This window comes from Parageobacillus sp. G301 (genome assembly GCF_030268025.1).
Lineage (GTDB): Bacteria > Bacillota > Bacilli > Bacillales > Anoxybacillaceae > Parageobacillus_B > Parageobacillus_B toebii.
Genome location: NZ_BSDB01000001.1, coordinates 1224068 through 1244018 on the forward strand (window position 1 = coordinate 1224068; position 19951 = coordinate 1244018).

At 40.3% G+C, this 19951-nt stretch carries 21 protein-coding genes and 2 pseudogenes; 4 read left to right on the plus strand and 19 right to left on the minus strand.

All coding sequences use genetic code 11. The features are described 5' to 3' along the window. Window positions 1-330 precede the first annotated feature (330 nt). Window positions 331-720 carry a DUF7147 family protein gene (locus tag QSJ37_RS06165; protein WP_015863335.1) on the plus strand — a complete coding sequence of 130 codons (390 nt, stop codon included), beginning with the start codon at window positions 331-333 and terminating at the stop codon, window positions 718-720. Between the two features lie 51 nt (window positions 721-771). On the opposite strand, the gene QSJ37_RS06170 is transcribed toward QSJ37_RS06165, so the two are convergent. From QSJ37_RS06170 to QSJ37_RS18045, 8 genes and pseudogenes are all read right to left on the minus strand, one after another. Further along, window positions 772-1053 carry a YlbG family protein gene (locus QSJ37_RS06170; protein WP_062753515.1) on the minus strand — a complete coding sequence of 94 codons (282 nt, stop codon included), beginning with the start codon at window positions 1051-1053 and terminating at the stop codon, window positions 772-774. A 22-nt stretch (window positions 1054-1075) separates the two neighbouring features. After that, window positions 1076-1522, minus strand: a complete 447-nt coding sequence (locus QSJ37_RS06175; RefSeq protein WP_285754357.1) for a YlbF/YmcA family competence regulator — start codon at window positions 1520-1522, stop codon at window positions 1076-1078. A gap of 101 nt (window positions 1523-1623) precedes the next feature. After that, a complete protein-coding gene (locus tag QSJ37_RS06180) occupies window positions 1624-2016 on the minus strand; it encodes a hypothetical protein (protein ID WP_285754358.1) in 393 nt (130 codons plus the stop codon). A gap of 40 nt (window positions 2017-2056) precedes the next feature. Continuing rightward, the gene (locus QSJ37_RS06185; RefSeq protein WP_285754359.1) at window positions 2057-2290 is read right to left on the minus strand and encodes a YlbE-like family protein; all 234 of its coding nucleotides are present in this window, start codon (window positions 2288-2290) and stop codon (window positions 2057-2059) included. Between the two features lie 11 nt (window positions 2291-2301). After that, a complete protein-coding gene (locus QSJ37_RS06190) occupies window positions 2302-2691 on the minus strand; it encodes a YlbD family protein (protein ID WP_285754360.1) in 390 nt (129 codons plus the stop codon). Between the two features lie 105 nt (window positions 2692-2796). Further along, window positions 2797-3807, minus strand: a complete 1011-nt coding sequence (locus tag QSJ37_RS06195) for a CAP domain-containing protein (protein ID WP_285754361.1) — start codon at window positions 3805-3807, stop codon at window positions 2797-2799. 123 nt (window positions 3808-3930) lie between these two features. Continuing rightward, window positions 3931-4356 (minus strand): CBS domain-containing protein, encoded by a 426-nt coding sequence (locus QSJ37_RS06200; protein WP_285754362.1) that lies wholly within the window; start codon window positions 4354-4356, stop codon window positions 3931-3933. A 21-nt stretch (window positions 4357-4377) separates the two neighbouring features. Beyond that, window positions 4378-4957 (minus strand): annotated as a pseudogene (locus QSJ37_RS18045) (CAP domain-containing protein). 237 nt (window positions 4958-5194) lie between these two features. On the opposite strand from QSJ37_RS18045, the gene QSJ37_RS06210 reads away from it, so the two are divergent. After that, window positions 5195-5554 (plus strand): YugN family protein, encoded by a 360-nt coding sequence (locus tag QSJ37_RS06210; RefSeq protein WP_285754363.1) that lies wholly within the window; start codon window positions 5195-5197, stop codon window positions 5552-5554. 48 nt (window positions 5555-5602) lie between these two features. On the opposite strand, the gene QSJ37_RS06215 is transcribed toward QSJ37_RS06210, so the two are convergent. From QSJ37_RS06215 to cyoE, 8 genes are all read right to left on the minus strand, one after another. Then, window positions 5603-5896, minus strand: coding sequence for an Asp23/Gls24 family envelope stress response protein (locus QSJ37_RS06215; protein WP_285754364.1), 294 nt, complete (start codon window positions 5894-5896; stop codon window positions 5603-5605). Window positions 5897-6012: 116 nt separating this feature from the next. Beyond that, on the minus strand, window positions 6013-6480 hold the full coding sequence (locus tag QSJ37_RS06220; protein WP_285754365.1) for a DUF420 domain-containing protein: 468 nt from the start codon (window positions 6478-6480) through the stop codon (window positions 6013-6015). A 60-nt stretch (window positions 6481-6540) separates the two neighbouring features. Continuing rightward, the gene (gene ctaG / locus QSJ37_RS06225; protein ID WP_285754366.1) at window positions 6541-7443 is read right to left on the minus strand and encodes a cytochrome c oxidase assembly factor CtaG; all 903 of its coding nucleotides are present in this window, start codon (window positions 7441-7443) and stop codon (window positions 6541-6543) included. A 163-nt stretch (window positions 7444-7606) separates the two neighbouring features. Next, window positions 7607-7939, minus strand: a complete 333-nt coding sequence (gene ctaF / locus QSJ37_RS06230; RefSeq protein WP_285754367.1) for a cytochrome c oxidase subunit IVB — start codon at window positions 7937-7939, stop codon at window positions 7607-7609. A gap of 4 nt (window positions 7940-7943) precedes the next feature. After that, window positions 7944-8564, minus strand: a complete 621-nt coding sequence (locus QSJ37_RS06235) for a cytochrome (ubi)quinol oxidase subunit III (RefSeq protein ID WP_285754368.1) — start codon at window positions 8562-8564, stop codon at window positions 7944-7946. Next, window positions 8564-10423, minus strand: coding sequence for a cytochrome c oxidase subunit I (gene ctaD / locus QSJ37_RS06240; RefSeq protein WP_285754369.1), 1860 nt, complete (start codon window positions 10421-10423; stop codon window positions 8564-8566). The genes QSJ37_RS06235 and ctaD overlap by 1 nt, the downstream gene beginning before the upstream one ends. A 36-nt stretch (window positions 10424-10459) precedes the next feature. Next, window positions 10460-11530 (minus strand): cytochrome c oxidase subunit II, encoded by a 1071-nt coding sequence (coxB, locus tag QSJ37_RS06245; RefSeq protein ID WP_285754370.1) that lies wholly within the window; start codon window positions 11528-11530, stop codon window positions 10460-10462. A gap of 90 nt (window positions 11531-11620) precedes the next feature. Then, window positions 11621-12550, minus strand: coding sequence for a heme o synthase (cyoE, locus tag QSJ37_RS06250; protein WP_285754371.1), 930 nt, complete (start codon window positions 12548-12550; stop codon window positions 11621-11623). A 463-nt stretch (window positions 12551-13013) separates the two neighbouring features. On the opposite strand from cyoE, the pseudogene QSJ37_RS06255 reads away from it, so the two are divergent. Beyond that, window positions 13014-13972: pseudogene (locus tag QSJ37_RS06255) on the plus strand (COX15/CtaA family protein). 33 nt (window positions 13973-14005) lie between these two features. On the opposite strand, the gene pyc reads toward QSJ37_RS06255, so the two are convergent. From pyc to QSJ37_RS06270, 3 genes are all read right to left on the minus strand, one after another. Further along, on the minus strand, window positions 14006-17449 hold the full coding sequence (gene pyc / locus QSJ37_RS06260; RefSeq protein ID WP_285754372.1) for a pyruvate carboxylase: 3444 nt from the start codon (window positions 17447-17449) through the stop codon (window positions 14006-14008). Between the two features lie 63 nt (window positions 17450-17512). Then, window positions 17513-18724 carry an FtsW/RodA/SpoVE family cell cycle protein gene (locus QSJ37_RS06265; protein ID WP_285754772.1) on the minus strand — a complete coding sequence of 404 codons (1212 nt, stop codon included), beginning with the start codon at window positions 18722-18724 and terminating at the stop codon, window positions 17513-17515. A 151-nt stretch (window positions 18725-18875) separates the two neighbouring features. Continuing rightward, the gene (locus tag QSJ37_RS06270; protein WP_483313581.1) at window positions 18876-19169 is read right to left on the minus strand and encodes an Fpa/YlaN family protein; all 294 of its coding nucleotides are present in this window, start codon (window positions 19167-19169) and stop codon (window positions 18876-18878) included. Window positions 19170-19412: 243 nt separating this feature from the next. On the opposite strand from QSJ37_RS06270, the gene QSJ37_RS06275 reads away from it, so the two are divergent. Then, window positions 19413-19925 (plus strand): peptidyl-prolyl cis-trans isomerase, encoded by a 513-nt coding sequence (locus tag QSJ37_RS06275; RefSeq protein WP_285754373.1) that lies wholly within the window; start codon window positions 19413-19415, stop codon window positions 19923-19925. Window positions 19926-19951: the final 26 nt, after the last annotated feature.

Sequence of the window (19951 nt, forward strand, 5' to 3'; positions counted from 1 at the left end):
AAACTTTATTATAGTAAAACAGCTGAAAATTTCATAGTAACATGTATATAAAATTAGCAAACCGGCCATAATGAGTAATGGCAACATCCATGCGGATGTTGTTGCCAACCACGGAGAAGACTTACGTTTCCCCATAAGTTCTTCCTCCGGTTTCTCCTCTCCCTTTTCTTTTCCTTTAGTTTACTTGTTCCTTCCGATGCGCAAGGGGCAAGTAAACGTAAAGGACCCCTGCAGATCATAGGCTGCAGGGTTTTTTTTATTTTTCCATTTGAAATTTTGTTAAACAATGATTAAAGTTATGTATGGACAAACATAGTAAGGGGGATATAGATGATTCAGCGTTTTATAGAGCTAGGGGAAGGTTATTCAGATATATACGAACTAATTGAACTTGCCAGAGCAAATCGGCATCGTTTGTCTGGACTTTTTGCTTTTCATACGGTGAAAAACGGCCGTCCGGTGACATCGTGTGTTGTCGTTTTGCATCCAACAGATCCAGGGGATTTTCAACCGTTGTATATTTGCCGGGAAGGAATTCCAAATCCGCGTGTGAAACCAAATAAGCGATACGATTTATTTGCCCAACTAGCGAAAGAACTAGGAATGGAGATTATTCATTTAGAAGTGAAGCCTTCGACATTTTTTGCTGAATTAGATTTATACTATCAACACTTAATTGGCATTATGCGTATGAACCGTTTTATCCCTCCGCTCCAATAATGGCGATAAAAATAAAAATCGGCTGACTTTCCAAAGAAAATCAGCCTTTTTTTACTCCGCCGAATATCCTAATGGATAAGAGGAGTCTTTTTCTTTTTCCCCTTTTGATTCGAATTCTAGCTTTAAAAATGGTCGATAAGACGGTTCGACCCGCTTTACAAACGGCAAGGAAGCAAGCTTTTTCATCATTTCATCGACTTGCTCCATATCACAATATAAAACCGCATATTTTAACCGTTTCGAAACATAATGAATATTGCCAAATTTGCGCAGATGTTTGCTATGCTTTAATGAATGCAACCAGACAATAATCCCTTGGCGTTTTGGAAACATACCACCATTCCCCTTTTATATACTATGTGCGGCAGCCGCAGCTTCCCCCTGCTCCGCATCCTCCCGAACAGCTGATGGACAAAAAATACGGGTTCCCTGTCGGCACTTTAATTTGATCTGATACCGCTTTGCCAATTAACACGCTAATCTCGTCTAACAGTTGTTGCATGGCATTTTCCGCTTTTTTAAACGCAGCAATCGTCTCATGAAAATCAAGTTCACGTTTTATTTCACGCACTTCTTTCATCACGGCATGATAATCGGGATGATATTTTCCAAAGCGCTGTACTTCCTCATAGCGCTCTTTTGCCTTTGTAAAACGAGCGATAATATCTTGAGCAACACGATCTTGCTTCAGTCGTTGAAAACATTGGCGGTATTCTTCTGCCAATTCCGATTGTACAATCATTTTTGCTAATGCTTCTGCTTTATCTAAAATCTCGAGACGCTCGAGAGTTGCAATGATCACGTTTTGGCACCTCCAATGTAATGATACCATGAGATGAATCAGAAAGGAAAGTAATGAAGTTGCGCATTAAAAAAAGTCTGACCTGCTCGTCAGACCTTTTTCTAAGAGATCGCTACTGTAAATTCTTGTGACAACCCGGTTATTTTCCCGTCATTATGCACAAGTTCAAGACGTATCACATGTTTTCCGGTCGGTAATCCTCGCAACATAAATGCCGCTGTATATACTTCATCTATTTTTTGTCCGTTTACATATACGTTTATGTGTCCCCCATTCGTTCCTTTTCGAAACGGAAAATCAGCGACAATACACTCAATCAATACATCTTTCCCTTTCACAACATGCTTGACTTGAAATGATTTATTCTCCTGATTAGTCATAGCAAACACAACATTTGAGATATTTGTTTCTGGCGCCGGTTTATCGTTTCCGCACGCTCCTAAAACGACGAAAAGAAATAAAAGCAAAATAACGAGCTGCTTTTGCAAAGACATCACTCCCCTTTAGGAAGTAGTCTTTGCTTTTTTGCAAAAATTAATCACTCATCGCTTGAAACATATGAAGCATTAATGAAACCATTTGCAAGGAATTAGCGATTTTCTCTACCTTATGTGGAATCGTCTGCTCATAATAATGAAGCGCCTCAAGCTCAAATGATGGCAGCTTATGTGGGTAGCGGGAAAGAAGGCGATACCAGCGCGGCTCTTTGCGAATAAAAGATTGCAGCATTTTTTTCGTTCGAATATATTGTATAACCTCTTTTCTCATTGGCACCCCCTCTAGTCTTTACGAAATGAAAACGGATGTTCATCTTTTGTTATCCCCATATGCTGCTTTTCATTTCCTTGAAATTGAGTAATAATGTTTTGGATTGCGTCAATCGCTTGTTGAACACTCGCAAGATGTTTTTGTACCTCATTAGCATCCATATTTTGTATTACATTTGCAATTTTTTCAATCCATCTATTACTACTTTTTTCCTTACGTTTTATTGGCTCTTGATTTTGTTTATAGGCTTTCCAAATTTCATCATCCTCACCAAATAAATACCAATCTTCATAAAACTCTTTCCACGTTTTTTGACCATTGCGCACTTCTTGAATTATTTTCGGATGCTTTTTCACAAACTGTTTAAATTTCTCCACCGAAGGATGTAGATGCTTTTCCATTGAATACCTACTCCCCTCATCGACTCACGCCTATCTACCATATACTATTGCCTATATATGATTTACGTGCGCCCATTTTTTCTTTCCATCGACAAAATCGCTATTTTATTTCCACAACCTTAAAAAATCTTGAGTATAATAATCACCAGAAACACCAACACCAAGGTAGGTAAATTGTTCGCTTAATAATGTTTCGCGATGGCTTTTGCTGTTTAGCCATCCTTCCACCGCCTCAATACCATCCATATGATGTGCGGCAATATTTTCTCCCGCCATTTGAAATTTAATATTTGCAGCCAATAGCCGATCTTTTAAATCACCATTTTTTGGAGATTTATGAGAGAAAAAGTGATGATCCTTCATATCTTTACTATGCATATAGGCAACTTTTGCTGCTTCCTCATGCCAACGAAGTGGCTTAACACGATAACGTTGGCGAATAACGTTTGTAATATCAAAAATTTGTTTTGCATTCGCTATTTCTACTTCTCGTTGCTGTTTGGAAGATAAAGGGGCTGAATTAGGTAAGCTGCCACGGTAAACAAGCTCATATGGCCTCATTTTTACGAATACTTCCCCAGTCATAAGCCGAATGCTCGAAATCTTTCCGGTAAAACGATCCACATATAATTGCGCATAGACGTTGCCAACTTTGACAATCGGTCGAGAGGAGTAATCTTGTTCTGACAGCTCAAAACGATACATTCCTGCCCTCAATTTTATTTCAACATTGGATAAAACAGGCATTGTCTTAAATATTTCTTGAAGGGGCTGACCGATGTAAAATGGTTTTACATTCACATTTTCTCCGCATACAAATGCCGTAACAACACGGCCATCCATCATCCCGATTTGAAAGTATGTGCTTGCGCTCCGATTATAAATCCACCATTCATAGTCATAAGCGGAAGCATCAATTCGCGTCGGTGAGCCGAATTTCTTTTTTACATCTCTTTCTGTTTTTCCAATCATAGAAAGCATGCCACTTTCGACTTTCGGTTCTTTTACCATATAGTCTTTCGGCTCTGTTTCTTGAGGCGGGCTAAGCGGTGGTGTACTTGGCGCAAAATAATAAAATCCAATGATTAGCAATAACAGAAGAAAAAACCATTTCACACGGCAACTCTCGCTTTCCGAAAAAAGATATCCTATTGCCATTATAGCCGTTTTTCTATAGCAACAAAACGTAAAAAAAGAATTCCCCTGCTTTCCAGGGGAATTCGTATACCAGCCATTTATTCAATGTAGAGAATGATGTTCAGAGATTTCCGTTAACGCTCGGCCAGCACTTTCATCGGAATAACGGTTTGTCGCGAGATCGCCAAGTGAAACGATTCCTACTAGCCGACCGTTTTCCACCACAGGAAGACGGCGGATTTGATGTTCTGCCATTTGTTCTGCAGCCTCCTGCACCGAAGTATCAGGAGTTACTGTAATTAATTGATCGCTCATTATTTCCGTCACTTGGGTAGAGCCGGGGTGTTTTTCAGCAATTCCGCGTACGACTAAATCACGGTCTGTAATCATCCCGATCAACCGTCCGCGATCAACGACCGGAATCGCTCCAACGTTTAAATCACGCATTTTTACCGCTACTTCATATATGTTATCAACAGGTGTGCAGTATTCTATATTGGTTGTCATCACATCACGCACTGTTTGCATGATCTTTCTCTCCTTATTTAGCTATTTTCCAATAAACATTTGTGTCCAATAATGGCCATATGAACCGCCTCTTGCATAGCCAACACCAGTATGAGTAAAATTTCTATTTAAAATATTGGCGCGATGTCCTGGGCTGTTCATCCATGAATTTACTACTTCTTGCGGAGTACGCTGGCCTGCCGCAATATTTTCTCCCGTTATACGATATTGAATTTCAAAATTTCCCATCATTGTAAACGGAGAAACGTATGTTGGCGAATTATGTTGGAAATAGTTTTTATCGCGCATATCAGCTGATTTATAACGCGCCACCCAAGCTAACTGCCAATCCATTTTTAGCGGCGCCAGCCCATATTTTGCTCTTTGTTCATTAGTAAGTGGCACAACTTCATTTTCAATGGTTTTACACTATCTAAAATAGGAACATATACTTTTTGCCCTGGATAAATTAAATGGTGGTGGGAAATTATGGTTTTTCTTCAATAATCTCGGATAATCCAACTTGATAACGAACAGAAATTTTCCATAACGTATCCCCTGGCCGAACGATATATGTAGTTGCTCCTTGCCATGGGAAATACTTGGAATGCCGGTTCCCCATATAGCAGTGCTAAGCAATAAAGCCATCATTATTTTTTCATCATATTTTGCCTCCTTCCGACTTTTAGTTTCACCAAAATAAAAAAAAATAATGAATGGAGGACAAAAATTTATCATAAATTGAAAATATCGCAAAATGATGAACAATTGATTGAAAGTCATCCGCTTTCATACTATTATAGATGAAGGAGCATTTTTCTTTTGCGTATACTAGGCTTTGTCGATAGGAGGAATAGATATGAAATTTGAAAATACTGGTATCGAAAACCAAACAGCGGAGCTTTCCCGTTTAGATGATCTAATGGAAAAATTTAAATTTATTAGAGCTTCTCAATGGGATTATGAACGTGTTACATACGATCGGAAATTTCAAATAAAGGGGGATATTTACTATCTTCGTGTTCAAGGATACGCCATTGAGGGAGACGTTGATTCCCGCTATGCACTCATTAAGTTACTTCCTCCAATTTTAGGAAAATATTATTATCCTCATGGCGTAGAATACGGCGATGATGAACATTTCCCTCCTTCATTGGTAAATCAATGCCAAACCATTTTATCACAAATAAAAGAAGAACTTGACAAAATTCAAGACTAATTCGAAATGCGAAAAAAACGCATGAGGGAAATCTCATGCGTTTTTTCATTACATAGCCAGATGTTTTACAACAACATGGACCTTATCGACAGTAAACGGTGTCATTGCCTCAATTTCCTCTGTAATATGTTTTTGCAATTGCTCACATAATGAAATAATCGGTACTCCCCATTTTATTACTACCGACGCTGTAATTGTACAGCGGAAATCTTCCACAATGGCCACATGTACTTCGCAATCATCAATGACAATTTCGTTTAAGTCTTTCAAACACATCATCACAATAGTCAATAGGGTCGCTTGCGTTGCACTTAACTTCCGGAATCGGGTGACCGTTTTCATTCCCCCTCTCCCTCCTTGCTCTTTAGCTTCATACGAACAATAATGTGTTTTATATGTATACGTGTTTTATCCACTTTTGTATTAAGAAAAAAACCCGACAAATTTCGTGTCGGGTTTTAAAAACCTAAAATAGCTTTAATCATTGATGTTGTTTCCCCGCCTTTATAAAATACGTAGAGAAGCAAATATACAATGACACCGGTTGCAGCTGTAAAAAACCAAATAACGCTTGTAATCGGTCCGAGCCGCTTATGACGGGCGCGATGGTCTTTTAAACCAGTCCAAAGCGTGACAATGCCAAAAATTGCTCCAACCGTAGCCAAAATAATGTGAAACACAAGAAAGATCGTATAATACACTTTCGCACTGTCAGGTCCGCCAAAACTCGTGTTCCCGATAAAAATCGTTCGCGATAAATAAATAATAAAAAACAATAAAGCGAACACCGCCGCCGTTAACATTGTCTTTTTATGGGCGGCCATGTTTCTCTTACGTATTAAATACCATCCATACGCCACTAACGCTGCGCTAATGACTATGCAGCTCGTACTAATGGTCGGTAAAATTGGCAATGAATACTCCATATCCAATTCCTTTCTATGTTTATTCATGAGTATTGATTGTCAAAACGTTTCGATAAAACATTACGACTCAGAAGGTTGTGGGGATGCAATGGTTTCCAACTTTTCCTTTTCTTGTTCTTTTCGGTACCATTCCATAAAGACGAAAAAGAGCACTGTACCATAAACAATTTCTTGAATGATTTTCATTAGCACTCCGCCAAGCTGCTGATCGTAAAGAAGCGGAACGGAAAAGAACATCTCTGGTCCTGTTAAATCAAGAGAAGCTAATGTCCCAGAAGGAACGCAAAGAGCAAGCGACTTCATCCACATTTGCGGATCGTAATAAGTCGCATATAGCGGCTTCCCCGCGAAAATAATTAAGGCGCACGCCGGAGTCAATAAAACGCCGTCTGCAAAAATGTAGCCTATCTTCTTGAGACCGCTAAGAGACTGCCAGCCCGGCATTTTATTAAGAAGAGGCCACCACATCATCCATGCAGCGATAAAAATCATCGTGGTCATTGCCGTATGATAAAACACATTACTTTTCACTAAGTCAAAAATAAATGGAACGTGATAAAAAGAAAACAAGCCATTAAACAAAACAATCGCAACAAACGGCTTTGTCAAAAACGTTACTGTCGCCTTTAATGGTCGAATTTGGAAAAATCGCTCAAACAGCCAATTTGGTATTCCTAAAATAAGTAATTGTGGAACTATAAAACTTAATATTGCCATTTGTATCATATGAGCGCTAAATATCAAATGCCCAAGCAAATCAATAGGTGAACCTTGACAAATGTAAAGCAACACGATCCCCGCGACAAAATATGCTTTCTGCTTGCGCGTCGGCGGTCCTTCCTTTGTAAAACGTGTTCTCCACGGCCCAACGATCATAAAATAAAGACACGTGATCAACAACAGAAACGCAAGGAAATAAGGACTCCATAACGCGACAAAACCAAACATGCTTAACGATGCCATTCTCATATCACCTCAATCTTTCTCCTTCCATTATACTACACTCATATTGTTTGTCTATTGTTAAGCGCTATCAATTAACCTATTTGCATCATGCAAAACAGCGAAATTGAGTCAAAAATAGTTTAAAAAAAGGAAATCAGCTTTCGCTGATTTCCTTTTTTTATTACCACCAAACAATAACTGAAAACGCCCAAATAGTCAAGAAGGCTACAAATACACCGCCATACATGAACACTGCTGGCATTTCATGTCCTTTATGGCTCATATGCATGAAATAATACAATTGAAATGCTACTTGTACTACGGCAAGAAGAAGAATAAATGGAATTGAAAACCAATGTGAAAATTTATCATAACCGACCGCAGCAAACGAGATTAATGTTAGCAAAATCATTAATACAAAGGAAATAACTTGGTGTTTCATTTCCTCCGCATTTTTTTTGCGGCGATATGCTAAATCAACGCGCTCGTTTCCGGAATTTGTTTGATTCACCATATATTCACCCCACCATTCCCATTAGGTATACAACGGTAAAAATGAATACCCATACGACGTCAATAAAGTGCCAGTAAAGACTTGCCACATAAAACTTTGGCGCGTTGTAAAGGTTCAAACCACGCTTCGCGTTGCGGATCATAAGCGTTAAAATCCACGATAAACCGAATGCAACGTGGCTGCCGTGCAGACCGACTAGCGTATAAAAAGCAGATGAGAAGGCGCTTGTTGAATATTTTAAACCTTCATGTACATACTCATAGAACTCGAAAATTTCTAATCCTAAGAAGCCGAGGCCTAACAATACAGTAACGCCAAACCAAAGCATCATTTTCTTAAAGTCAAAGTTTTTCATGTGATAGATGGCGTAAACGCTCGTTAAGCTACTTGTTAATAAGAGCATTGTAGCGACAAACACGAGCGGCATTTGAAACAATTCCTCAGATGTCGGTCCCCCAGCTGTTTTGTCTCTAAGAGCTATGAAAGTGGCAAAGAGGGAGGCGAAAAGAACTGTCTCTCCCCCTAGGAAAAACCAAAATCCTAAAAACTTATTTTTCCCTTCGATGGTGGCTCTTTCAGGGGATGCGGGGAATGTTTCCGCCGTTAATTTTTCTTCCACGTGCATTATGCCTTAACCCCCTTTTTCTCTGCTTCGATAATTTCGTCTTTATGAATGTGGAAACCATGATCATCAATGATAGAACGTAAGAACATAGAACCAAAGGTAATCACTAATCCAAGAATTGCTACCGGTAAGCCCCAAGAGTAATCGTTATGATACAAGAAACCGAATGAAGCGATAAACAGCCCAAGTGAAATGACAAACGGCAAGAATGAAGGATTTGGCATATGGATGTCTCCAAGCGGTTCCGCCGGAGTTAAGCCTTTGTTACCTTCCATTTTTTCTAGCCAGTAAGCATCTAACCCGCGAACAAGCGGAGTTTGCGCAAAGTTGTATTCAGGTGCTGGCGAGGAAACCGCCCATTCAAGCGTACGTCCGACTCCCCAAGCATCCGCTTCAGCTTTCTTGCCTTTAACTGTTGAAATGACAATATTAATTAAAAGAACAATCGTACCGGCAGCCATAAAGAATGCACCAACTGTACTAATGAAGTTTCCAGTCTCCCAACCTTGACCCGGCAAGAATGTAAATACGCGGCGAGGCATACCCATCAAGCCAAGGAAGTGCTGAATAAAGAACGTTAAATGGAAGCCGATAAAGAATAGCCAGAATGTAATTTTGCCAAGCGTTTCATTTAACATTCGACCAAACATTTTTGGCCACCAATAATGTGTACCTCCTAATAAAGCTAGTACTACCCCACCAACAATGACATAGTGGAAGTGAGCAACAACGAAATAGCTGTCATGATATTGATAGTCAGCTGGTGCTGTTGCGTTCATAACCCCGGTTACTCCACCGATAACGAAGGAAGGAATAAACCCAATAGCATACAACATTGGTGTTGTAAAGCGGATGTTTCCTCCCCACATCGTGAATAACCAGTTAAAGATTTTAATACCTGTCGGAACAGCAATGGCCATTGTTGCAACCGCAAAAATCGCGTTCGCAACTGGTCCCATACCAGTTGTAAACATGTGGTGCGCCCACACCATGAATCCTAAAAAGCCGATTAATACAATCGCAAATACCATGGAAGAGTATCCGAATAAACGTTTTTTAGAGAAAGTCGAGATAATTTCAGAGAAAATACCGAATGCCGGCAATACTAGGATATATACTTCTGGGTGACCGAAAATCCAGAATAAGTGTTCATAAATAATCGTGTTGCCGCCTAACGCCGGATCGAAGAAGTTACCGCCAAATAATCGGTCCAACATCAGTAAAAGCAAGCCAATCGTTAATGGCGGGAACGCAAATAAGATTAACGCAGAAGCAACGAATGTTGCCCAAGTAAACATTGGCATACGCATGTATGTCATGCCCGGGGCACGCATATTAACGATTGTTACTAGGAAGTTAATACCGCTAATTAATGTACCGAAACCGGAAACCTGCAAACCTAATAAGTAAAAGTCAATTCCGTGTCCTGGTGATTCCAATGATAGCGAAGCGTAAGACGTCCAACCCGCATCAGGAGCTCCGCCTAAAAACCAAGAACAGTTTAGGAAAAGTCCCCCGAAAAAGAATAACCAAAAACCTAACGCGTTTAAGAACGGAAACGCAACGTCACGCGCACCGATCTGAATCGGAACAACCGCATTCATCAACGCGAATAATAACGGTGTTGCTGCCAAGAAAATCATTGTCGTACCATGCATCGTAATCATTTCATTATAAAGACCCGCGCTAACAAAATCGTTGTTAGGCACCGCAAGCTGAATACGAATAATTAGAGCCTCGATACCACCCATGATGAAGAAAATACCGCCGGCAATTAAGTAAAGGATGGCAATTTTTTTATGGTCAACGGTTGTAAGGTAATCCCATATTAGGCTCTTTTTACGAGCTGCTGTACTCACGGATTTAAACCTCCTTTTTTATAGAAATCCCGCTTGTTATTCAACCTTTAGGCTCATTAAATATTTCGTTAAAGCATCAATTTGTTCATCCGTTAATTTACCATATGTTCCTGTCATTTTATTTCCAGGTTTCACACTTTCAGGATCTTTTAGCCATTTCTTTAGGTTTTCTTCATTATGTTCTAAAATACCGGCAATGCGCTCGCGATCGCCGAAGTTGGCCAAGTTTGGCGCTGTACGCGCTTGTTCTGGACGTTTGTCAATTGGAGTAACCGCGTGACAGCCAATACAGCTTTTATTGAAAATTTCTTCTCCCTGCTTAGCAACCGGATCTGTCACAACTGGTTTTTTCGCGTTTTTCATTTTTTCAATCCATTGATCAAATTCTTCTCTAGGAACTGCTTTTACTTTGAAGTCCATCAATGCATGGGAAGGGCCGCAAAGCTCTGCACATTTTCCGTAGAAAATGCCGCCTGCTTTTTCTGCTGCCTTTTGATCAAATTCTAGCCAAAATTGGTTTTTGTTTTCTGTATTTGTATCCATTTTCCCGCCAACTGCAGGAACCCAGAACGAGTGCTTTACGTCGGATGCTTTTAAGTTAAAATATACCCGCTCGTCGGTTGGAACTACTAAATCTTGGCTTGTAATTACGCCATAATCAGGATATTCAAACTCCCACCAGTAAAGGTTTGCGCGAACATTGACAACAAGAGTATCTTTATCGCGCTTTTCTTTGTTCATCGGTTTGACGTCTGCGAGTTTAAAAGTCGCAGCAACCGTCGGAACTGCCAAAATAAGCAAAAGAATAATCGGAATAACAGTCCAAAGAACTTCAAGTTTATGATTTCCTTCTACTTGTTTTGGAATTTTGTTTTCCTCACCCTTACGTTGCCGGAAACGAATGACAACGTATACAAAGATAATCGTTACAACAACAATAACGAGTACCATAATGGCTGTGCTAAGCAGCATCAGTGAAAATTGTGTGTCTGCTGCTTCACCCGCCGGCTGAAGCGTCGATAAAAACGGCTTGCCGCAGCCAGCTAACAGAAGCGCCATCACGCTAAAAAGAGAAAATAAGCGCCAGTTACGTAGCCATTTCTTCATAGCCTAATCAAACCCCTCTTTCTATTGATGAAATAAAAAATTTTATATGAATTCTTTCTCTTTATGGAAAGAATTTTAAACGAAATTCATTTACCAAAGGGTAGCGATAACCATTGCTACAAATAAAATCGTCAAATAGTTAAGGGAATAAATAAACATCCACTTTGCCCACTTTAAGTCGTCTTTCATTTTAAACCCATAAAGTCCCAATGCAAGCCATCCTACGTTTAACAACGTAGCAACAGTTAAAAACGGCACGCCTAATGAGAACAAATAAAATGGCAGTGGCAATAAGCACGCAACCCATACAACGATTTGCCGCTTTGTCATCGCAAAACCATGGACGACTGGAAGCATTGGGATGCCTGCCGCCCGATACTCTTCGCATCGTTTCATCGCCAATGCCAAAAAGTGCGGTGGCTGCCATATAAACATAATCAAAAATAAAACAAGAGGAACGACATGGAAATCCGGATCTACCGCAGTCCAACCAATAACCGGCGGGACAGCGCCAGAAATGCTTCCGACAACTGTGTTCAATGTATAGTTTCGCTTTGACCACATTGTATATAAAAATATATAAGTAATAGCGCCAATTAACCCAACAATAGCAGCAGTGACCGTTGTCATTAACAAGCTGAGCGTCCCTACTATTATGAATATAATTCCGAGCCACAATACTCGCTTCGCTTCCATTGTCCCTGTTACTGTCGGCCGCGTTTTTGTTCGTTCCATAAACTGGTCGATGTCACGGTCAATGAAATTATTGATGCTACACGAACCAGCTATAACAAGTGCGGAACCAAACAGCGTAAAAAATACAATATGAAGATTTTCCAAAAAACCTTCTCCCATAAAATAGAGAGCTAACCATAATCCAGTGAATGTCGTAATTAGATTCGAATTAACAATTCCGATTTTCACGACCGACGAAAACTCTTTCCAAATGGATCTTATATTTGCACGCGAGCCTTCACCCGAATGAGCAGTTTGTTCATGTATTGCTTTTAAATTAGCCATACACCCGTTCCTCCTATCGCACCGTCAACTTTTTATTACATAATAGACGGTGCCATATAACAAATTTTTCTTCATCTCCATCATATCATAACACATAGCAAATCATCATTGCAGGAAAGTATTTCTTCCATTAGAACAAAAAAACCTATTTTCTCTTTATATTAAATCACATTTTTATGACATAATGTGAACTTTTTTTGAATAATTTGTGTCAAATTTTCGAATTACAAAAAACGTATTATTCTCTCCATCAAGAGAAAACGCTTTTATTGCTTATCCTATTATATTTCTAGCAAACATAATGAACTTATTCAATATGTAAATATCAGTTTGTTTTTCTTTCGGCATCATGTAAAATGATATTGGCGAAATTGCTCTTACAATTTCTTTTTTGTAAGATAAATGTATACTTTACTAAATTATTGACAAAATAATGATTTCTCAATATAAGAAGGTGAAGATTTTGCAACGTTCTTTAAAATGGTTTGCATCGGTCACAACGTTGGCAATGCTATTTGTCCTCATCGGCGGGGCGCTCGTAACAAAAACCGAATCCGGCATGGGGTGCGGACGGTCATGGCCGCTTTGCCACGGTCAGCTAATCCCTTCGCAAATTACCCCTGAACTCGTTATTGAATTAAGCCATCGGCTCGTATCCGGTTTGGCTGGCATGATGGTGCTGATTTTATCCGTTTGGGCATGGCGTGCTATAGGGCATATTCGCGAAACAAAATTTTTAGCAATCGTTTCATTTGTGTTTCTTGTTTTACAAGGGTTAATCGGTGCTGCCGCTGTCGTTTGGGGACAATCTGATTTTGTGCTTGCATTGCATTTTGGTATTTCTCTTATTTCATTTGCTGCTGTTTTTTATTAACATTGCTCATTTTTGAGGTGGATAAAAAATTCGACGCCCAGTCATTAGTGCTTGATCGAAAAATGAAATTCCACATTTACGGCATCATCATCTACTGTTATGTCGTTGTCTATACTGGGGCATTAGTACGCCATATGGATGCAAGTTTAGCATGTCCGAGTTGGCCGATTTGCTCAAAAACACGCATTATCCCTGTGCAGCTTCACGAATGGGTTCAAATGGGACATCGCCTTGCCGCAGCGCTCATTATCATTTGGATTTCTATCGCAACGATCCAGGCGGTGAAATATTATAAACATCAACGTGTCGTTTACTGGGGATGGATCATTTCCCTCGTCCTCGTGTTATTACAAATGATAACAGGAACACTGATCGTATTGACACAATTGGATTTGTATATTGCTTTGGCACATGCCTTCTTTATTTCTTGTTTATTCGGCGTTCTTAGCTATTTAGTGATGCTTGCTGTACGAAGCAAATATAATAAACAAAAAGCGCAAGAGGTAAGCCGCAGCACAAACACCGTTCCATCTATGTTGCTCAAATAAAAAAGCGCTTGGAATCACCCAAGCGCTTTTTATTTATTTTGTTAATTCAATTAGTAAGTCTCCTGCCTGAATGGCATCTCCATTTTTTACATAAATGTCTTTAATAATCCCAGCAAATGGTGCTTGTACAGTTGTTTCCATCTTCATCGCTTCTGTAATCATTAAATGATCGCCTTTATTCACTTTTTCACCTTTTTCCACTAACACTTTCACTACCGTTCCCGGCATCGTAGCAGCGATATGGTTAGGATTCGTACGATCCGCTTTGATCCGTTCCACGACCGCCGATTTAATGCTTTCATCGCGGATAATGACCTCGCGCGGTTGCCCGTTCAACTCAAAATAAACGACGCGTGTGCCATCCGCCTGCGGCTGTCCAATGGAAACTAGTTTGACAATGAGCGTTTTTCCTTTTTCAATTTCAACTTCGATTTCCTCTCCTAGACGCATTCCATACAGAAATGTCGGCGTATCAAGAACAGAAATATCGCCATATTTTTTGACCGTTTCCGCATATTCTAAAAATACTTTCGGATAAAGGGCATAAGCAAGCACATCAAAATCCGTCACTTCACGGTCAAGCGCATGATATAACTCTTCTCTTAATTTTTCAAAATCTACCGGCTCTAGTAATTCCCCAGGCCGAACCGTAATCGGTTCACGCCCTTTTAAAATAATGCGCTGCAATTCTTTTGGAAATCCTCCGTATGGTTGTCCTAAATATCCCTCGAAAAACTCAACTACAGAATCCGGAAAATCAAGTGTTTCGCCGCGTTCAAAAACGTCTTGTTCGGTTAAATTATTTTGTACCATATAAAGTGCCATATCACCGACAACTTTTGAGGATGGAGTTACTTTGACAATATCCCCAAACATATCGTTCACACGGCGATACATTTCCTTCACTTCGTCCCAACGGTCGCCAAGTCCAACTGCTTTTGCTTGTTGCTGCAAGTTGCTATATTGACCGCCAGGCATTTCGTGCATATACACTTCTGTATGCGGAGCGTTCATGCCGCTTTCAAACTCTTGGTAAAATTTGCGCACATCTTCCCAATAACGAGATAGCTGTTCAAGTCCTTGTATATTCATCTCCGGCGCGCGTTTTGTTCCTTCTAAAGCGTAATAAAGTGTATTGGCGCTCGGCTGCGAAGTTAAGCCTGCCATGGAGCTAACCGCAACGTCAACGATATCTACTCCAGCTTCAATCGCCTTCGCATACATATAAATGCCATTTCCGCTCGTATCGTGTGTATGAAGATGGATAGGAATATCAACGGTCTCTTTCAAAGCAGAAATAAGCACATAAGCGGCTTCTGGCTTTAATAAGCCAGCCATATCTTTAATTGCCAAAATATGTGCTCCCGCTTGCTCCAATTCTTTGGCGATTGCTTTATAATAATCAAGATTATACTTCGGACGGCTCGGATCTAAAATATCTCCTGTATAACAAACGGCCGCTTCAGCGATTTTGCCTGTTTGCCGAACGGCGTCAATGGCCACCGTCATTCCTTTTACCCAGTTTAAGCTGTCAAAAATGCGGAACACATCAATTCCCGCTTGCGCTGACTTTTCAACAAATTCACGAATCACATTGTCTGGATAGTTTTTATATCCAACCGCATTCGCAGAACGCAATAGCATTTGGAACAAAATATTTGGAATTCGTTCCCGCAATTTTAACAAGCGGTCCCACGGATCTTCTTTTAAAAAGCGGTAAGCAACGTCAAACGTCGCTCCTCCCCACATCTCTAGCGAGAATAAGTTTGGCAATAAGCGCGCCGTTGGCTCAGCAATACGGACCAAATCGATCGTGCGCACACGCGTTGCAAGCAGCGATTGATGTGCGTCGCGGAATGTCGTATCCGTCAATAATACGCGATCTTGTTCCTTAATCCATTTAACAAGCCCTTCTGCACCTTGTTCATCGAGAATTTGTTTCGTCCCGCTTGGAATTGGCTCTTTATAGCTTGTTTTCGGAATGCGCGGCTTATCAAAAACTGGTTTTTTCTTTTTGCCGATGCCCGGAAAACCGTTTACCGTAACGGTACCAATATATGTCAGCATTTTTGTACCGCGGTCTTTTCGGCGCGGGAACACAAACAGTTCCGGCGTCGTATCAATAAACGATGTATCATATTCTCCTGATAAAAACTTTGGATGTTGCACGACATTTTCTAAAAATGGAATATTTGTTTTGATTCCACGGATTCGGAACTCCCGCAAATTTCGCAACATTTTCCTCGCGGCTTGTTCAAACGTCAGCGCCCATGTAGACACTTTCACAAGCAATGAGTCGTAATACGGAGTGATGACTGCTCCTTGGAATCCGTTGCCTGCGTCTAGGCGCACGCCAAACCCGCCGCCGGAACGATATGCCATAATCTTTCCTGTATCTGGCATGAAATTGTTAAGCGGATCTTCCGTTGTTACACGAGATTGAATCGCATAACCGTTAATGCGAATATCTTCTTGTTTCGGAATGCCGACTTCTTTGCTATGAAGCGAATAGCCATCGGCGATCAAAATTTGCGATTGAACAATATCGATTCCGGTGATCATTTCCGTAATCGTATGTTCCACTTGAATGCGCGGATTGACTTCAATGAAATAAAAATCGTTGCCAGACACGAGAAACTCTACCGTTCCCGCGTTCACATACCCTACATTTTTCATGAGTTTGACCGCAGCTTCACATATTCTCTGCCGCAATTCATCCGATAGCGAGACGCTCGGCGCCACTTCCACCACTTTTTGATGACGGCGCTGTACAGAGCAGTCACGTTCATAAAGATGGACAATATTCCCTTCATAATCGCCTAAAATTTGCACTTCAATATGTTTTGGTCTTTCAATTAGTTTTTCCACATACACGTCATCGCTGCCAAATGCGGCTTTCGCTTCCGATTTTGCTCGTTCGTACGCTTCTTTCACTTCCGATTTAGAGCGAACGATGCGCATTCCGCGGCCGCCGCCTCCTAAGGCAGCTTTAATAATAATCGGGTAACCATATGTTTCTGCAAAACGCACCACTTCTTCTAAACTATGCACCGGGCCATCGCTTCCCGGAATGACTGGAATTCCTGCTAATTCCGCTTGATGGCGTGCTTTCACTTTATCGCCAAACATATCTAAATGCTCTTCATTCGGACCGATAAAAATAATTCCTTCTTCTCTGCATCGTTTGGCAAATTGAATATTCTCCGAAAGAAAACCATATCCCGGATGAATCGCATCGACATCGTGAGCTTTGGCAATTTCAATAATCCCTTCGATATCTAAATACGCTTCAATCGGTTTTTTTCCTTCGCCGACTAAATATGCTTCATCCGCTTTATAACGATGATAAGAGCCAGTGTCTTCCTTCGAGTAAATAGCAACGGTGCGAATGCCTAGCTCTGTGCAGGCACGGAAGACACGAATGGCGATTTCCCCACGGTTTGCGACAAGTACTTTGTTAATTCGACGCGTTTTCATAGTCTATCCTCTCCTCCTTTCTAATAAAACTATAATGGTTTTCCCTTTTTGTAAATATCTTTTCTAAAAAGTCAGACCTCTTTCTTGCAATTTTTTCACGTTTTTTCCCTTTCGTTTATAACTTTGTTCGTATTTCGTAAACATCGATACATTGACAAGCACTCCAAGGGAGGTCATAAATAGCATGAGCGAGGAACCTCCATAACTAACAAGCGGCAATGGAACTCCAGTAATTGGTATCACTCCTGTCACACCACCAACATTAATAAACGTTTGAATGCCAATCATGGCAGAAATTCCGATCGCAAGAAGGCTGCCAAACGCGTCATTGCATTTTCTCGCAATCCATAACCCTCTTAACACAATAAAAGCTAAAAGGCCTAATGTAAATGCTACCCCAAAAAGCCCTAGTTCTTCGGCAATAATGGACATAATAAAATCGGTGTGCGACTCAGGCAAATAGCCATATTTTTGAATGCTTTTTCCCAGCCCTAATCCTTTTATTCCTCCTAATCCAATTGCTAAATAGGAATTAACAAGCTGAAAACCTTCGTCATTGGCATATTTAAACGGATCTAAAAAACTATAAATCCGTGACATTCGCTCTTCTGAAAAAATTTTATCACCGAAAAGAGGAAAAATAATTGGAGACGCCAATGCAATAACAAGGATAAAAAATAACAACTGCTTAAACAATAAGCGAAGTCTCAATCCTGACGAAAAAATTAAACAAGCAGCGATCGCCATTACAATCATCGCCGTACCAAAATCAGGCTGAATGGCGATTAAAAAACAAATAAATAACGTATAGTAAATTGGAAATAAATTACTTTTAACAGGCTCCGCCAACCTTTTTTGTTTGTTCGCAAATACCGCTGCCAAGTAAACAATTAATCCCAGTTTCACAAGCTCCGCCGGTTGCAAGCTTAACGCCCCGATTCGAAACCAGCTTGTTGCGTTATTTGCGGTATGACCTAGAAAAGCAACTGCTGTTAGCATCAGCGGCGATCCAAAAAAGATCACTTTTACCAATTTTTCATTCGCCCATACTTTATACGGGACAATAAGCGTAACGAAAAAACAAATAAACGATACAATGAGCCATAACTTTTGCCGCTGATAAAAATAGTCGCTTGGCACTTCAAAGCGGATAACGGCGGAAATCATGCTTGAACTATATACCATAATCAATCCAAATAGCGAAAGCATAACCACTGCAATAATAAGCGGATAATCGTAACATTTCATAATCTTTTTGATTAATTCCTTATCCATCATTCCTCTTCCTTATTCGCTAGTATAGATGTTTAATCATGATGAATAGTTATTATATTAAAATGATTCGTATTCAAACATTGTTTTCCTTCTAAAAAACAGAAAAACTCAAACGATTGCATCTTTCAACCGTTTGAGTTAGCATTTATTTTTATCGTACGCGCTTTTTTGTTACAGCCTCATGAAGTGCCGAAAGTTCCCGCTCTAACCGGTCAAGCAGCCCCTTCCCTTCCTTCTCATCCACAAGCCCGAGGCGAACCGCAAAATCAATCTCCCGCGATAAACCAAACATTTGCGTATCAAGTACTTCTTCATAGAGTGGGCATTGCGGCATTGTCAAGTTATCCATTTGTACTTGAATGAGTTTTACAATTTTATCGGCGTCTGCTTGAAGAAGCGCGTACGCTTTTTCGCGATAGTTAATTGCATCGTCGGTCACATCCATCCCTCCGTTCTCCCTAATCCTTCTTTAAATCTTAACGTGAAATACACAATTTTGCAAGTTGAAACACTTGTCAGCGCTTATAACAACAAGCGAATTGATATAAAAATGAAACTGTATTGACTTGTGCAACAGCCACCAGACTTTGCCGGAAAAAGAAGACGCATCTACACATCTAACGCATGACAAACTGTCCATTAACCATTATACTAAAAACAGCAGCTGATGTAGAGGAGAGGATGGAAAATGAGCGATATTATTCTGATAACAGGGAATGTAAAATTTACGATCACACTCGACCCTGGGGTATGGATTTTTGATGATCGCAAAATAGATTTGAACGCATATTTTTTGAAACCATCTCATGAACAACTTCAAAACGAGCAACAGGAAGAAGAAGAGGAAATCAAAAAACTATCTGCTTTTTGGGACCGGGAAATTCAAGAAGGCGCCGTTTTTCCACCAACATTGAAAACAGAAAAACGCTACTTGAAAGAAAAAATTATTACAGGAACATTTGCAATGCCGCTTGCTCCATTTTTGCGGAATGCTGAACCGCTCCCGGATGCAAAGGAACTGACCATTGTGACTGAACATAATGAAGTAACCGTCCCGCTCGAACAAGCTTATAAGGCGATTCTCGGCTTTTCCAAAGATGGAAAGCCATTAAGAGAAGATGGTCCAGTTCACTTTTATTTTGGCGACGGTTCCAATCGCGAAACTCCAATTACTCATGTACGCCGCTTCATTGTCCGCTAACGCTGGATGTCCCAACTGATGGGGCA

What these genes read in the sequence shown, in the direction of transcription:
- QSJ37_RS06165 (WP_015863335.1), top strand. Translation starts at nt 331, where the DNA reads ATGATTCAGCGTTTTATAGAGCTAGGGGAAGGTTATTCAGATATATAC.
- QSJ37_RS06170 (WP_062753515.1), bottom strand. Translation starts at nt 1,053, where the DNA reads ATGTTTCCAAAACGCCAAGGGATTATTGTCTGGTTGCATTCATTAAAG.
- QSJ37_RS06180 (WP_285754358.1), bottom strand. Translation starts at nt 2,016, where the DNA reads ATGTCTTTGCAAAAGCAGCTCGTTATTTTGCTTTTATTTCTTTTCGTC.
- QSJ37_RS06185 (WP_285754359.1), bottom strand. Translation starts at nt 2,290, where the DNA reads ATGAGAAAAGAGGTTATACAATATATTCGAACGAAAAAAATGCTGCAA.
- QSJ37_RS06190 (WP_285754360.1), bottom strand. Translation starts at nt 2,691, where the DNA reads ATGGAAAAGCATCTACATCCTTCGGTGGAGAAATTTAAACAGTTTGTG.
- QSJ37_RS06200 (WP_285754362.1), bottom strand. Translation starts at nt 4,356, where the DNA reads ATGCAAACAGTGCGTGATGTGATGACAACCAATATAGAATACTGCACA.
- QSJ37_RS06210 (WP_285754363.1), top strand. Translation starts at nt 5,195, where the DNA reads ATGAAATTTGAAAATACTGGTATCGAAAACCAAACAGCGGAGCTTTCC.
- QSJ37_RS06215 (WP_285754364.1), bottom strand. Translation starts at nt 5,896, where the DNA reads ATGAAAACGGTCACCCGATTCCGGAAGTTAAGTGCAACGCAAGCGACC.
- QSJ37_RS06220 (WP_285754365.1), bottom strand. Translation starts at nt 6,480, where the DNA reads ATGGAGTATTCATTGCCAATTTTACCGACCATTAGTACGAGCTGCATA.
- ctaG (WP_285754366.1), bottom strand. Translation starts at nt 7,443, where the DNA reads ATGGCATCGTTAAGCATGTTTGGTTTTGTCGCGTTATGGAGTCCTTAT.
- ctaF (WP_285754367.1), bottom strand. Translation starts at nt 7,939, where the DNA reads ATGGTGAATCAAACAAATTCCGGAAACGAGCGCGTTGATTTAGCATAT.
- QSJ37_RS06235 (WP_285754368.1), bottom strand. Translation starts at nt 8,564, where the DNA reads ATGCACGTGGAAGAAAAATTAACGGCGGAAACATTCCCCGCATCCCCT.
- coxB (WP_285754370.1), bottom strand. Translation starts at nt 11,530, where the DNA reads ATGAAGAAATGGCTACGTAACTGGCGCTTATTTTCTCTTTTTAGCGTG.
- cyoE (WP_285754371.1), bottom strand. Translation starts at nt 12,550, where the DNA reads ATGGCTAATTTAAAAGCAATACATGAACAAACTGCTCATTCGGGTGAA.
- pyc (WP_285754372.1), bottom strand. Translation starts at nt 17,449, where the DNA reads ATGAAAACGCGTCGAATTAACAAAGTACTTGTCGCAAACCGTGGGGAA.
- QSJ37_RS06265 (WP_285754772.1), bottom strand. Translation starts at nt 18,724, where the DNA reads ATGGATAAGGAATTAATCAAAAAGATTATGAAATGTTACGATTATCCG.
- QSJ37_RS06270 (WP_483313581.1), bottom strand. Translation starts at nt 19,169, where the DNA reads ATGGATGTGACCGACGATGCAATTAACTATCGCGAAAAAGCGTACGCG.
- QSJ37_RS06275 (WP_285754373.1), top strand. Translation starts at nt 19,413, where the DNA reads ATGAGCGATATTATTCTGATAACAGGGAATGTAAAATTTACGATCACA.